Origin of the sequence: Aeromonas sp. CA23 (assembly GCF_002587065.1) — a bacterium.
Lineage (GTDB): Bacteria > Pseudomonadota > Gammaproteobacteria > Enterobacterales > Aeromonadaceae > Aeromonas > Aeromonas bestiarum.
This window is the reverse complement of the sequence record NZ_CP023818.1, coordinates 1,125,001-1,138,629: the sequence shown is the minus strand read 5'-3', so window position 1 is coordinate 1,138,629 and position 13,629 is coordinate 1,125,001. Positions and strand designations below refer to the sequence as shown.

The window sequence follows — 13,629 nt, the reverse complement described above, 5'->3', positions numbered from 1 at the left end:
TAGATAAGAGAGGAACGGCAAGCCGTAACAGACGCCAGAAACCGGAAGCTGGCGAGTGCCTGCTTCCGGTTTTGCGCGCAACACTGCCGCCTTGTGCTCACCCGTTAGCGGTTGAGCCAGGCCATGTAGTCAGCCACGCCCTCGGCTACTGTCTTGAACTCGGCGTCATAACCGACACCGCGCAGCCTGGTCATGTCTGCCTGGGTGAAGCTCTGATAGCGACCCTTGAGGTGATCCGGGAAGGGAATGTACTCGATAGCCCCTTTCTGATGATGCTGGATAACGGCTTCGGCCACGTTCTGGAACGGCTCGGCACGACCAGTGCCACAGTTGAAGATGCCGGAGTGCTGCGGGTTCTGCCAGAACCAGAGGTTCACCTTGCAGACGTCATCCACATAGATGAAGTCACGCATCTGGCCACCGTTCGGGAAACCGTCACAGCCTTCGAACAGCTTGGGATTCTCACCCTTCTGCACCTGGGTATTGAGGTGGAAGGCGACGGAAGCCATGGAGCCCTTGTGCTGCTCGCGCGGACCGTAGACGTTGAAGTACTTCAGACCCACAACCTGGGAGTTGATCTCCGGCATCCAGCGGCGCACGTACTGGTCGAACAGCTGCTTGGAATAGCCATAGACGTTGAGTGGCTGCTCGAACTTGGGATCTTCGATGAAGTTGTCGTTGCGGCCACCGTAGGTCGCAGCGGAAGAAGCGTAGATAAACGGAATTTCCCGCTCGATGCAGTAGTGGAACAGATCCTTGGAGTACTCGTAGTTGACCTCCATGATGAACTTGCCGTTCCACTCAGTGGTCGCGGAGCAGGCACCTTCGTGGAAGATCACCTCGATGCCGTCGTCCCACTCTTCAAACTCGTCACCGGAGACGATGCGCGCCTGGAACTCGTCCTTATCCATGTAATCGGCAATGGTCAGATCGACCAGGTTGACGAACTTGGTGCCGTCGGTCAGGTCATCGATGACCACGATATCGGTCCGTCCTTGAGCGTTCAGCTGCTTGACCAGATTGCTGCCGATAAAGCCAGCACCGCCAGTTACTACGATCATGGAGTTTGCCTCGCGTACGTTGATGGTCACGTGTGACTGCTTGTTAAAGCTGTGTATAGTGAGCCAATTTGAAATTGCCGAAAAGTTTATCACGGGCCGCAAGGGGATTCGACCTTGATGCAACGGGCCCGCCAGAGGGAACAGTGATGAAAACCAGAGACAGGATCATTCACAGCGCCACAGAGCTGTTCAACGATCAGGGTGAGCGCAACATCACCACCAACCATATTGCCGCCCATCTTGGCATCAGCCCTGGCAACCTTTATTACCACTTCAGGAATAAAGAAGACATCATCCACTCGATTTTTGATCAATACGCCCGCCACCTGAGCGACAGCTTCACCCCGGCGCGCAGCAACGAGATCAAGCTGGAAAACCTGATGGGCTACCTGGATGCCATCTTCTATCTGATGTGGCAGTTCCGTTTCTTCTACGCAAATCTACCGGACATCCTGAGTCGCGATGAGCCGCTGCAGCAGAAATACCTCAAGGCCCAGGAGCAGTTGCGCTCCTCCGTGGTTGCCCTGCTCAGGAGCCTGCGTGAGGGGGGCATCATTGACGTCAACGACGAAGACCTGCCCGACCTTGGCCAGACCATCAAGATGGTGGTGACCTGCTGGATCCCGTTCCAGATTGCCCAGGCGCCCAATACCCGCATCACCAAGCCGCTGCTCTATCAGGGGGTATTGCGGGTGCTGTTCCTGCTGCGCCCCTATGTACAGCCCCAGGTGGCCGGGCAGATCCGCCAGCTGGAGCAGCATTACCGCCAACTGGCCCAACCAGCAGGGTGAGATCTGTTTCACAATTGTTGAATATCAGCACAATCATTTGAATTCACCGCAACAGATTGCAGTAAAATACTGCCCATTGTTGATAATCAGCTGAAATAGCCAATGAGGATCGAGGATGTCTAACGGATTCTATCGTCACCTGACCGAGCAACTTAGCCAGGTGCAGGCGGAAGGATTGTACAAGCAGGAGCGCATCATCACCTCGGCCCAGCAGGCCCAGATTGCGGTGGGTGGCGAGCAGGTACTGAACTTCTGTGCCAACAACTATCTGGGGCTGGCCAACCACCCGGACCTTATCGAAGCGGCCCATCAGGGGCTGGATAGCCACGGTTTCGGCATGGCCTCGGTGCGCTTCATCTGCGGCACTCAGGACAATCACAAGGTGCTGGAACAGAAGCTGTCCACCTTCCTCGGCACCGAGGACACCATCCTTTACTCCTCCTGCTTCGATGCCAACGGCGGCCTGTTCGAGACCCTGTTCGGCACAGAAGACGCCATCATCTCCGATGCCCTCAACCACGCCTCCATCATAGACGGGGTGCGGCTGTGCAAGGCAAAACGCTATCGCTACGCCAACAACGACATGGCCGAGCTGGAAGCCCAGCTCAAGCAGGCTGACGCCGACGGCGCCCGCTTCAAGCTGATCGCCACCGATGGGGTCTTCTCCATGGATGGCGTCATCGCCGACCTCACATCCATCTGCGATCTAGCCGACAAATACGATGCCCTGGTGATGGTGGACGACTCCCACGCCGTCGGCTTCATCGGCGAGAACGGCCGCGGCACCCACGAATACTGCGGCGTGCTGGACAGGGTCGACATCATCACAGGCACCCTGGGCAAGGCGCTCGGCGGCGCCTCCGGTGGCTACACCTCGGGCAAGAAGGAGGCGATCGACTGGCTGCGCCAGCGCTCCCGCCCCTATCTCTTCTCCAACTCGCTGGCGCCTTCCATCGTCTCGGCCACCATCAAGGTGATCGACATGCTGGCCGACGGCCACGCGCTGCGCGCTCGCCTCAAAGAGAACAGCCAGTATTTCCGCGAGCGTATGAGCGCTGCCGGCTTCACCTTGGCGGGTGCCGATCACGCCATCATCCCTGTGATGCTGGGGGATGCCAAGCTGGCCTCCGAGATGGCGAGCCGCATGCTGGCTGCCGGCATCTATGTGGTGGGCTTCTCCTTCCCGGTCGTGCCCAAGGGCCAGGCCCGCATCCGCACCCAGATGTCTGCCGCCCACACCCGCGAGCAGCTGGACAAGGCCATTGATGCCTTCATCCGCATCGGCCGTGAACTCGGCGTTATCTGATTTGAATCAAGGGGCCGAACGCCCCTTTTTTCTGCATTCATCGTGAAGGAACAACCATGAAAGCACTCTCCAAACTGCACAAAGAAGTCGGCATCTGGATGACGGACGTACCGGCCCCCGAGCTCGGCCACAACGACCTGCTGATCAAGATCCGCAAGACCGCCATCTGTGGCACCGACATCCACATCTACAACTGGGACGACTGGTCCCAGAAAACCATCCCGGTGCCCATGGTGGTCGGCCATGAATACGTCGGGGAAGTGGTCGCCATCGGCCAGGAAGTGCGCGGCTTCGCCGTGGGGGATCGCGTCTCTGGTGAAGGCCATATCACCTGCGGCCACTGCCGCAACTGCCGCGCCGGCCGCACCCATCTGTGCCGCAACACCATAGGCGTCGGGGTCAACCGCCCGGGCGCCTTCGCCGAGTATCTGGTGATCCCGGCCTTCAACGCCTTCAAGCTGCCGGACAACATCCCCGATGAACTGGCCGCCATCTTCGATCCGTTCGGCAACGCGGTGCACACAGCCCTCTCCTTCGACCTGGTCGGTGAAGACGTACTGATCACGGGCGCAGGCCCCATCGGCATCATGGCTGCCGCCGTCTGCCGCCACGTGGGCGCCCGCCATGTAGTGATCACGGACGTCAACGAATACCGGCTGGAGCTGGCCCGCAAGATGGGCGCCACCCGCGCAGTCAACGTGGCCAAGGAGAAACTCTCCGACGTGATGAGCGAGCTGGGCATGACCGAAGGCTTCGACGTGGGGCTGGAGATGTCCGGTGTGCCCAGCGCCTTCCAGGACATGATCGACAAGATGAACCACGGCGGCAAGATCGCCATGCTCGGCATCCCGCCCGCCACCATGGCCATCGACTGGGGTAAGGTGATCTTCAAGGGTCTGTTTATCAAAGGGATCTACGGTCGCGAGATGTTCGAGACCTGGTACAAGATGGCCAGCCTGATCCAGTCCGGACTGGATCTCTCCCCCATCATCACCCACCGTTTTGATATAGATGACTTCCAGCAGGGCTTCGATGCCATGCGCTCCGGCCAGTCCGGCAAGGTGATCCTCAGCTGGGATAAATAAGCCTCCCGGCGGCTCAATCCCATGAAACCCGGTGAAGACCGGGTTTCTTTTTCTGCGCCTCTCCTCGCCAGTTTGTGATCTGACGAAGAAACTTTGCACGCAGAGTGCTTAACACTTCACACACAAGCGTTTAAATGGCTGTAACTATTCGGTTATAATCCAGTCGTTTTCTAGGGATAATAAAAGCCTGCTGGGAGTACATGAGCGTGTTGAAAAAACTGAGCTATTTGCTGGTTGTCGGGATGACGGCTGCCAGTCTGTCCGGCGTGGTGCTTGCTGCCGATGATATGTCACCGGAAGCGATTGCCGAACGGATCAAGCCTGTCGGTCAAGTCTATACCGCCAAGGATCTGGAAGGAATTGCGACCGCAGGCGCAGCTCCTGCGACGGCGGCCCCCTCAGGCCCACGCGACGGCGAGGCCGTGTTCAAGGGTGCTTGCTTCGCCTGCCATGACATGGGGATTGCCGGTGCACCGAAACGCGGTGACAAGGCAGCGTGGGAGCCACGTATTGCCCAAGGCATTGATACATTGAAGAAACATGCCATCGAAGGCTTCGCTGGCAAGACCGGCGTCATGCCGCCACGGGGAACTTGCGCCACCTGTAGCGATGAAGAGATCGAAAACGCCATTCACTATATGATCGACAAGCTCTAAGTGATTGAAAGGGCCGCAATTGCGGCCCTTTCAATCTGTTCACTTCCGGCTACTCTTTGTAGGGTAGGCAAACCGGGAGTTTCTATGTCAGCGCAACCCATAGCACCACAGTATTCGACTCCCTTGCTGGCGTTGGTGTCCGCTATTATGGATTTCCCTGCCCCCTCCTCTGCCACGCCCAAAGATTACGACACCCTGATCCAGCAATTGGACCAGCTCTGCCCGCTGCAGCATTTCGGCATGCTGGGCTTGTCAGAGGCTGGGCTGCACTGGGTATGCGAACATCAGATTTCCGACAGTTTCAAACTGCAGCTGGGGCTGGAAGAATCACGACTCACAGAACAGCTGACCCAGCTTGATGAAGCCCAGGGCTGGTGCGTGTTTCCCATCGAGCATGGCCAGGTGCAGTGGTTGCTGGCCTGCAGCCAGCCCAAGGAGTTGCCCACCCTGCGCCTGCTGCTGGAGTGCCTCGCCAAGCGATTGAATGAAACCCAGGCCGGCTCGCAACTCTCGGAACTGGCTTCTCCGCTCATCCGCAAGGATCCGGACTGGCAGAAAAAAATCGAGAGCATCAATCGCATCATTCGCCTGGCCAATACCCTGCCCAGCCAGGCCCTGTTCTCCCAGCTGGAAGCCGTGCTGCGCCAGATGCTGAGCATCCAGGACATGCTGCTGGTGCGCATCGACAGCCACCAGTTGGAAAAGATCTATCCCGAGCTGCCGCTGCACGGCGATGAGTTCATCGCAGGCATGTGTCACAGCACCAACAACATGGAGCAGCACAGGGAGCAGCTGTTCTGGTACAGCCAGCCTCTGCGGCTGCAGCAGCAATATTTCGCCCATTTCATCATCAGCACCCCGCAGCCGCTGGAGACGGACGATCGGCTGTTCCTCGACTTCCTGCGCAGCCAGCTGACCCTGCTGCTGGAGCTGAGACGGATCCGGCAACAGCTGCACGACATCAATTCGGAAGACTCCATCAATCAACGCCTGCAACAGCTGCGGCAGACCAATCTGAGATTGCAGAAGCAGCTCAAGCAACATCAGGAACTGGAGCGCAGGCTGCAGTTCGATGCCCTGCACGATCCGCTGACCCAGTTGCCAAACCGGGCCCTGCTGATGAACCACCTCAACCATGCCATGACCCACTTCCACCGTTACAAGTCACCCGGGTTCTCGCTGATCTTCATCGATGTGGATCATTTCAAGCAGGTCAATGACACCCTGGGTCACGGCGCCGGCGATCAACTGCTGAAGGAGATGAGCCGCCGTCTGCAAACCTGCATCCGCCAGAACGACATGGTGGCCAGGCTGGGAGGGGACGAGTTCGTCATCTATCTGGACAACAGCAAGAACGAGGATGACATCAGCCCTGTGCTCAATCGCATCATCAGCCGTCTCTCCTATCCTTTCCGGCTGCAAGGCAACGAGTTGAGCATCACGGTCAGCCTGGGGGTGGCCAGCGTATCGGAGCAGACCACCGACATCAGCCAGCTGCTCCATCAAGCCGATCTGGCCATGTATCAGGCCAAGCGCAACGGGCGCAGCCGTATCGTCAGCTATTCGGAAGAGTGTTCTGCCCAGACCTGGGCCTCACCGGAAGAGATGCTGGCCAGGGCCCTGCGCGAGGGTCGCATACTGCCCTATTTCCAGCCGGTGATCCGGCTCAAGGACAGCCGCCTGACCGGACTGGAGGTGATGGCCCGCTGGATCACCGAAGAGGGGGTGCTCAAGGATGCCTTCGACTTCATCCCGCTGGCGGAGCAATGCGGCCTCATCCAGGAGCTGGATTACCAGATCCTGCGCCACACCTGCCAACAGTTGAAAGAGTGGTTGCCCATCTCGGGCCAGAGCAAGTTCAAGGTCGCCATCAACCTCTCCGGCAAGCATCTGGTCAATCACGAGCAGATCATGCGGCTGATGGACATCATAGAAACCGAGGGGATAGCACCTGGCTATCTCATTTTTGAATTCAACGAGCGGGAGCTGTCGCGGCAGGATTCGGATGCCCTCACCTCCCTGCACGAGCTGAGGGCCAAGGGCATTCAGATCAGTCTGGATGATTTTGGCACCGGCTTCTCCTCCCTCAATGCCCTGTTCCATTTCCCGGTGGATTACATCAAGGTGGATGACAGCTTCACCCATCGCATGCTGCAATCCCCCAAGGATTTGGCGCTGATCCGCGCCATGCGGGACATCTGCCAGGATCTGGACTTCACCCTGGTAGTCGAAGGCATCGAGAACCAGCAGCAGCTGCAGAAACTGATCGACATGGGTTGCCTGATGGGGCAAGGGCGCTACATCTCCCCCCCCATGCCGGGAGCCGATATCACACCCCTGCTCACCCAGACCAAGAGTGAGCGCGGTTAGCCGCCGGCTCAATCCTTCTTGAACAGCGCCCTCAGGTTGGCAACCCCGACTTGCCCCTTCTGCTGGCGCTCCTCGGCCGTCACCTTCTTCTGGTTCTCCCACTCCAGATCGTCCTGAGGCAGCTCGAGCAGGAAGCGGCTCGGCTCGGGCCGCACCGACTCGCCATACTGGCGCCGCTCCTTGCAGAGGGTGAAGGTCAGCTCGGTCTGGGCGCGGGTGATACCCACGTAAGCGAGACGTCGCTCCTCCTCCACATTGTCTTCATCTATGCTGGTCTGGTGGGGCAACAGGCCCTCCTCCATCCCCACCATGAAGACATAGGGGAACTCCAGCCCCTTGGAGGCGTGCAGTGTCATCAGCTGCACCTGATCCGCATCATCCTCCCCCTCGTTGCGCTCCATCATGTCGCGCAGGGTAAGGCGGGTCACCACCTGGGCGAGCGTCATCGACTCCTCCAGCTCATCCCCTTCCAGCATCTCGGTGATCCAGCGATAGAGGGTGGAGACGTTCTGCATCCGCATCTCGGCCGCCTTCGGACTGGGGGACGTCTCGTAGAGCCACTCCTCATAGTGGATCTCCTTGATCATGTCCCGCACAGCCTCCACCGGATTGCCGCGCAGGGCCTGATCGCCGAGTCGCACCAGCCAGTTGGTGAAGGCCTGCAGGGCCACCAGACCACGGCCGGAGAGCGATTGTTCCAGCCCCAGCTCGAAGCTGGCGGCAAACAGGCTCTTGCCGCGCTGGTTGGCATACTGGCCAAGTTTTTCAAGCGTGGTGGGGCCTATCTCCCGCCGTGGCAGGTTGACCACCCGCAGGAAGGCGGTGTCCTCGTCCGGATTCACCAGCAGCTTGAGGTAAGCCATGATGTCCTTGATCTCGGTACGGGAGAAGAAGGAGGTACCGCCCGAAATGCGATAGGGGATGCGGTTGGTCATCAGCGCCTTCTCGAAGATGCGCGACTGATGGTTGCCCCGGTAGAGGATGGCGTAATCCTTGAACCGGGTGCGGTTCATGAACTTGTGGCCCATCAGCTCGGCGGCGATCCGCTCCGCCTCGTGCTCCTCGTTCTTGGCAAACAACACCTTGACCGGCACCCCGTAATCGAGCTCGGAGAAGAGCGCCTTATCGAACACGTGGGGGTTGTTGGCGATCAGTATGTTGGCGCATTTCAGGATGCGCCCCTTGGAGCGGTAGTTCTGCTCCAGCTTGATGAGCTTGAGGCTCGGAAAGTCTTCGTTGAGCAGCACCAGGTTCTGCGGCTTGGCGCCACGCCAGGAGTAGATGGACTGGTCATCGTCCCCTACTACGGTAAAGCGGGCCCGCTCGCCGACTATCTGCTTCACCAGCTCGTACTGGCTGGTGTTGGTGTCCTGATACTCATCGACCAACAGGTAGCGGATCTTGTTCTGCCAGCGGGTGCGTACCTCGTCATTGCTCTTGAGCAGCAGGGTCGGCATCACGATGAGGTCATCGAAGTCGAGCGCGTTGTAGGCCACCATCTGGCGGTGATAGCGCTCGTAGAGCTGGGCCATCAGCACCTCTTCCGGCCCTTGGGCGATACGCATGGCCCGCGCTGGCAGTATGAGGTCGTTCTTCCAGTTGGAGATCTGGCTGATCAGGGCCGACAGCTTGTCCTTGTCGTTATCCAGCTCAGCCTCGGTCAGCTCCTTGAGCAGCGCCAGCTGGTCGGTGTCGTCGAACAGGGAGAAGTTAGCCTTGAGATTCAGACTCTTGTGCTCACGGCGTATGATGTCGAGGCCCAGGGTGTGGAAGGTGGAGACCATGAGTCCCCGCGCCTCCTTGCGACCCAGGGTCTGACCAACCCGCTCCTTCATCTCCCGCGCCGCCTTGTTGGTGAAGGTGACGGCCGCTATGTTGCGGGCGTTATAGCCACACTGCTGCACCAGATAGGCGATCTTGTTGGTGATGACGCGCGTCTTGCCCGATCCGGCTCCCGCCAGCACCAGGCAAGGGCCGGAGACAAACTTGACCGCTTCGTTCTGATTGGGGTTGAGCTTCATGGGCCGGACCTCTTGGCTTATGATGAGGGGCGGCATTGTAACAGAAATCAGCGGGCGAGCCGCATCGCTGCGCCACACACCATCAGTCGGCAAGCATCGTGCGCCTTGTGTTCGAGCGCCATTTTCAGGATCATGGCCGACTTTTCCAGATGATGACGAGGGGAGCATGAATCAGCAACAGCACGCCCGACTACGCGGCCAGTTTCCGGCCTTGGCGCAGCAGGTCAACGGCCATCCTCTGGTCTATCTGGACAATGCCGCCACCACCCAGAAACCCCAGGCGGTGCTGGATTCGATCAATCACTACTACAGTGCCGACAATGCCAACGTGCACCGCGCAGCCCATGCCCTGAGCAGCCGCGCCACCCGGGTCTTCGAGACCGCCCGCGAGACGGTCGCTCGCTTTATCAAGGCGCCTCACAGCAGAGAAGTGATCTGGACCCGTGGTACCACGGAAGCGATCAACCTGGTCGCCCAGAGCTGGGGCTTGAGCGAGCTCAAGGCGGGGGATGAAATCATCCTCAGCACCTTGGAGCACCACGCCAACATAGTGCCCTGGCAACTGGTCGCCCAGCGCACCGGCGCGGTGATCCGGGTCATCCCCCTCGATGAGCGGGGCGATCTCGATATGGCCGCCTATCTAGCCATGCTGGGACCGCGCACCCAGTTGGTGAGCGTGGCCCATGTCTCTAATGCGCTCGGTACCGTCAATCCGGTCGCGCAGATAGTAGCCGCGGCCAAGGCGGTCGGCGCCCTGACCCTGATCGATGGCGCCCAGGCGGTGGCTCACCTTGAGGTAGATGTACAGGCCATAGGGTGCGACTTCTATGCCTTCTCCGGGCACAAGCTCTATGGCCCGACCGGGATCGGTGTGCTGTGGGGCAGAGCCGAACTGCTGGCACGCATGCCACCCTGGCAGGCGGGCGGCGAGATGATCGACAGGGTCAGTTTCAGCGGCACCACCTTCAACGCCCTGCCGTTCAAGTTCGAGGCGGGCACCCCGCACATCGCCGGTGCCATAGGCCTGGCTGCCGCCATCGACTTCATCACCGAACTGGATAGAGCCGAACTCGTTCGCCATGAGCAGACTCTCACCGATTACCTGGTGGCGGGTCTGCGGCAGGTACCGGGCCTGCGCCTTATCGGTGAACCGGCACAAAGGGCAGGGGCGGTCTCCTTTCTGCTGCAGGATATCCACTCGCAAGATGCGGCCACCCTGCTCGACATGCAGGGCATAGCGCTGCGGGTCGGCCACCACTGCGCCATGCCGCTGATGGAGAGCCTTGGCATCAGCGGCACCATGCGGGCCTCGCTGGCCTGTTACAACAATCAAGACGACGTGGATGCCTTGCTGGCAGCCCTGACCAGACTGGAAGATTTCTTTTAAGGCATGACTGAGATGAATACCCTCGAGCACTACACCGCCATAGGCCTGGAACCCGACGCCGAAGCAATTCGCCAACAGTTCGTCGCCGCCAAGGGCTGGGAGAACCAGTACCGACTCATCATCCAGCTAGGCAAGTTGCTACCTGCGCTGCCGCCCGAGTGGCAACAGGAGGAGTTTCGCCTCAAGGGGTGTGAGAGCCTGGCCTGGCTAAAAGGAGAGAGTACCGAGGATGGATGCTGGCACTTCGCCTGCGATTCCGATGCCCGCATAGTACGCGGCCTTATCGTTATCGTGCTGGCGGCGCTCAACCACCAATCTGCAGAGGCGATTCAGGCCTTTGATATGGAGGCTTATTTCACCGAACTGGGATTGGAAAAACACCTGAGCCCGTCACGGGGTAACGGGCTCAGGGCGATAGTGCTGGCGATCCGGGATCAGGCGTCGGCCTGATCTCCGGCCACCCGCGATATCTCGTCTGCCTTCGCGGCTGCCTCAAGGCGCTCCACTTTAGCCCCCCGCTCGGCAATCTTCTTCAGCACCCGGGAAGCGGCGACCAGTCCAAAGGTCGCCGTCACCGGCGTCACGGCCCCGAAGCCGGAGGCACAATCCATCTTCATGTTGCCGTCGCTGGCCGCCTTGGTCTGGCAGGTGCCACCATTGCCGTCGGGATAACTCAACTGCTCGGTTGAGAAGACACACTCCACCCCGAACTTGCGAGCAGGGTTTTTGCTGAAGTTGTGCAGCCGGCGCAGATCCGATCGCACCTTTGCCGCCAGTGGATCCTGAATGGTCTTGGCCAGATCGGCCACTGTGATCTGGGTAGGGTCCATCTGCCCGCCGGCACCGCCAGCCACTATCACAGGGATCTTGTTGCGCTTGCAGAAGGCTATCAGCGCCACCTTGGCCTTGACCGAATCGATGGCGTCCACCACATAGTCAAACTCCCGCTTGATATGTTCGGCCAGGTTGTCAGGAGTGACGAAATCATCCACCTCGATCACTTCGCAATCCGGATTGATGGCACGAATGCGCTCGGCCATCACTTCGGTCTTGAGGCGGCCGACCGTACCCTGCATGGCGTGGATCTGGCGATTGGTGTTGGTGATGCAGATATCATCCATGTCGATCAGGGTGATCTGATTGATGCCGGCGCGGGCCAACGCCTCGGCCGCCCAAGAGCCGACCCCACCAATGCCCACCACGCAGACCCTGGCCTGACTGAAGGAGCCAAGTGCGCTTTGACCATAAAGACGGGCAATGCCCCCGAATCGCTGTAGATATTCTGCTTTCATACCACCACCTTGCTTGAGGGCGGCCATTATAGCGGCAACCGCAGCCAGCGGCGATCATCAAGAGGGCTCGGCATGGAGAAAGGAAGAGGGGTGGATAATGGTGACAGAGGGCGCCGGATGGTCGGAAACGAAAAAAAGCCCAGTCTTTCGACTGGGCTTCTTGTTACTGGCGGAGCGGACGGGACTCGAACCCGCGACCCCCGGCGTGACAGGCCGGTATTCTAACCGACTGAACTACCGCTCCGCTGTCTGGTTAGCTTTTTGCTAAATTGTCTGCCGTTTCAACGAGGTGTCATCCTCTCGGCCAACGTCGTGATGTGCACGGCGCTGTTTAATTGGGTGCCTGGCAGTGTCCTACTCTCGCATGGCGAATGCCACACTACCATCGGCGCTACCGCGTTTCACTTCTGAGTTCGGCATGGGATCAGGTGGTTCCACGGCGCTATGGCCGCCAGGCAAATAACTTCAATCTTGGAAAGCTGACGTGAGTAACGACTGATGCCTTGGGCTTCGTCGCTATCACTGAATTTGTAAGTAGTTCTTCGATTTGCTACAAGGCCCAGAACACTTCTTGGGTGTTGTATGGTTAAGCCTCACGGGTAATTAGTATGGGTTAGCTCAACACGTCGCCGCGCTTACACACCCCACCTATCAACGTTGTGGTCTCCAACGGCCCTTTAGGACCCTCAAGGGGTCAGGGATGACTCATCTCAGGGCTCGCTTCCCGCTTAGATGCTTTCAGCGGTTATCGATTCCGAACTTAGCTACCGGGCAGTGCCACTGGCGTGACAACCCGAACACCAGAGGTTCGTTCACTCCGGTCCTCTCGTACTAGGAGCAACTCCCTTCAATCATCCAACGCCCACGGCAGATAGGGACCGAACTGTCTCACGACGTTCTGAACCCAGCTCGCGTACCACTTTAAATGGCGAACAGCCATACCCTTGGGACCGACTTCAGCCCCAGGATGTGATGAGCCGACATCGAGGTGCCAAACACCGCCGTCGATATGAACTCTTGGGCGGTATCAGCCTGTTATCCCCGGAGTACCTTTTATCCGTTGAGCGATGGCCCTTCCATTCAGAACCACCGGATCACTATGACCTACTTTCGTACCTGCTCGACCTGTCCGTCTCGCAGTTAAGCTGGCTTATGCCATTGCACTAACCTCCTGATGTCCGACCAGGATTAGCCAACCTTCGTGCTCCTCCGTTACTCTTTGGGAGGAGACCGCCCCAGTCAAACTACCCACCAGGCACTGTCCGCGATCCCGATTCAGGGACCTGCGTTAGAACATCAAACATACAAGGGTGGTATTTCAAGGACGGCTCCAGCGCAACTGGCGTCACGCCTTCAAAGCCTCCCACCTATCCTACACATGTAGGTTCAATGTTCAGTGCCAAGCTGTAGTAAAGGTTCACGGGGTCTTTCCGTCTAGCCGCGGGTACACCGCATCTTCACGGCGAATTCGATTTCACTGAGTCTCGGGTGGAGACAGCATGGCCATGGTTACACCATTCGTGCAGGTCGGAACTTACCCGACAAGGAATTTCGCTACCTTAGGACCGTTATAGTTACGGCCGCCGTTTACCGGGGCTTCGATCAAGAGCTTCGCTTGCGCTAACCCCATCAATTAACCTTCCGGCACCGGGCAGGTGTC

At 58.9% G+C, this 13,629-nt stretch carries 10 protein-coding genes, 1 tRNA gene and 2 rRNA genes (1 of these 13 only partly in view); 7 read left to right on the top strand and 6 right to left on the bottom strand.

Features of this window, described 5'->3' with window-relative positions; all coding sequences use genetic code 11:
• Positions 1-104 precede the first annotated feature (104 nt).
• The gene (rfaD, locus tag CK910_RS05340; RefSeq protein WP_098984999.1) at positions 105-1,061 is read right to left on the bottom strand and encodes an ADP-glyceromanno-heptose 6-epimerase; all 957 of its coding nucleotides are present in this window, start codon (positions 1,059-1,061) and stop codon (positions 105-107) included.
• Between the two features lie 146 nt (positions 1,062-1,207).
• Here rfaD and CK910_RS05335 point away from each other — a divergent pair, with 146 nt between their 5' ends.
• From CK910_RS05335 to CK910_RS05315, 5 genes are all read left to right on the top strand, one after another.
• Positions 1,208-1,852 carry a TetR/AcrR family transcriptional regulator gene (locus tag CK910_RS05335; RefSeq protein WP_098981376.1) on the top strand — a complete coding sequence of 215 codons (645 nt, stop codon included), beginning with the start codon at positions 1,208-1,210 and terminating at the stop codon, positions 1,850-1,852.
• A gap of 115 nt (positions 1,853-1,967) precedes the next feature.
• Entirely contained in the window at positions 1,968-3,158 is a 1,191-nt protein-coding gene (locus tag CK910_RS05330) for a glycine C-acetyltransferase (RefSeq protein ID WP_098981373.1), read from the top strand.
• A gap of 56 nt (positions 3,159-3,214) precedes the next feature.
• The gene (gene tdh, locus CK910_RS05325) at positions 3,215-4,243 is read left to right on the top strand and encodes an L-threonine 3-dehydrogenase (protein ID WP_043554274.1); all 1,029 of its coding nucleotides are present in this window, start codon (positions 3,215-3,217) and stop codon (positions 4,241-4,243) included.
• Between the two features lie 200 nt (positions 4,244-4,443).
• On the top strand, positions 4,444-4,899 hold the full coding sequence (locus CK910_RS05320; protein ID WP_042870432.1) for a c-type cytochrome: 456 nt from the start codon (positions 4,444-4,446) through the stop codon (positions 4,897-4,899).
• 84 nt (positions 4,900-4,983) lie between these two features.
• Entirely contained in the window at positions 4,984-7,269 is a 2,286-nt protein-coding gene (locus CK910_RS05315; protein ID WP_098981370.1) for a putative bifunctional diguanylate cyclase/phosphodiesterase, read from the top strand.
• 8 nt (positions 7,270-7,277) lie between these two features.
• Here CK910_RS05315 and rep read toward each other — a convergent pair whose 3' ends face one another.
• Entirely contained in the window at positions 7,278-9,290 is a 2,013-nt protein-coding gene (gene rep, locus CK910_RS05310) for a DNA helicase Rep (RefSeq protein ID WP_098981367.1), read from the bottom strand.
• 166 nt (positions 9,291-9,456) lie between these two features.
• On the opposite strand from rep, the gene CK910_RS05305 reads away from it, so the two are divergent.
• Both CK910_RS05305 and CK910_RS05300 read left to right on the top strand, forming a co-directional pair.
• A complete protein-coding gene (locus tag CK910_RS05305; protein ID WP_098981364.1) occupies positions 9,457-10,677 on the top strand; it encodes an aminotransferase class V-fold PLP-dependent enzyme in 1,221 nt (406 codons plus the stop codon).
• Positions 10,678-10,689: 12 nt separating this feature from the next.
• Positions 10,690-11,127 carry a SufE family protein gene (locus tag CK910_RS05300; protein ID WP_098984997.1) on the top strand — a complete coding sequence of 146 codons (438 nt, stop codon included), beginning with the start codon at positions 10,690-10,692 and terminating at the stop codon, positions 11,125-11,127.
• Here CK910_RS05300 and tcdA read toward each other — a convergent pair.
• From tcdA to CK910_RS05280, 4 genes are all read right to left on the bottom strand, one after another.
• A complete protein-coding gene (gene tcdA / locus CK910_RS05295) occupies positions 11,112-11,969 on the bottom strand; it encodes a tRNA cyclic N6-threonylcarbamoyladenosine(37) synthase TcdA (RefSeq protein WP_098984996.1) in 858 nt (285 codons plus the stop codon). The genes CK910_RS05300 and tcdA overlap by 16 nt on opposite strands.
• Before the next feature lie 167 nt (positions 11,970-12,136).
• A tRNA-Asp gene (locus CK910_RS05290) sits at positions 12,137-12,213 on the bottom strand.
• A 97-nt stretch (positions 12,214-12,310) separates the two neighbouring features.
• Positions 12,311-12,425, bottom strand: a 5S ribosomal RNA gene (gene rrf, locus CK910_RS05285).
• Positions 12,426-12,551: 126 nt separating this feature from the next.
• Positions 12,552-13,629 (bottom strand): 23S ribosomal RNA (locus tag CK910_RS05280); it runs 1,812 nt beyond the window's last position.

Bases quoted from the DNA above. Each gene is read 5' to 3' on its own strand.
- rfaD (WP_098984999.1), bottom strand. From the start codon at position 1,061: ATGATCGTAGTAACTGGCGGTGCTGGCTTTATCGGCAGCAATCTGGTC.
- CK910_RS05335 (WP_098981376.1), top strand. From the start codon at position 1,208: ATGAAAACCAGAGACAGGATCATTCACAGCGCCACAGAGCTGTTCAAC.
- CK910_RS05330 (WP_098981373.1), top strand. From the start codon at position 1,968: ATGTCTAACGGATTCTATCGTCACCTGACCGAGCAACTTAGCCAGGTG.
- tdh (WP_043554274.1), top strand. From the start codon at position 3,215: ATGAAAGCACTCTCCAAACTGCACAAAGAAGTCGGCATCTGGATGACG.
- CK910_RS05320 (WP_042870432.1), top strand. From the start codon at position 4,444: ATGAGCGTGTTGAAAAAACTGAGCTATTTGCTGGTTGTCGGGATGACG.
- CK910_RS05315 (WP_098981370.1), top strand. From the start codon at position 4,984: ATGTCAGCGCAACCCATAGCACCACAGTATTCGACTCCCTTGCTGGCG.
- rep (WP_098981367.1), bottom strand. From the start codon at position 9,290: ATGAAGCTCAACCCCAATCAGAACGAAGCGGTCAAGTTTGTCTCCGGC.
- CK910_RS05305 (WP_098981364.1), top strand. From the start codon at position 9,457: ATGAATCAGCAACAGCACGCCCGACTACGCGGCCAGTTTCCGGCCTTG.
- CK910_RS05300 (WP_098984997.1), top strand. From the start codon at position 10,690: ATGAATACCCTCGAGCACTACACCGCCATAGGCCTGGAACCCGACGCC.
- tcdA (WP_098984996.1), bottom strand. From the start codon at position 11,969: ATGAAAGCAGAATATCTACAGCGATTCGGGGGCATTGCCCGTCTTTAT.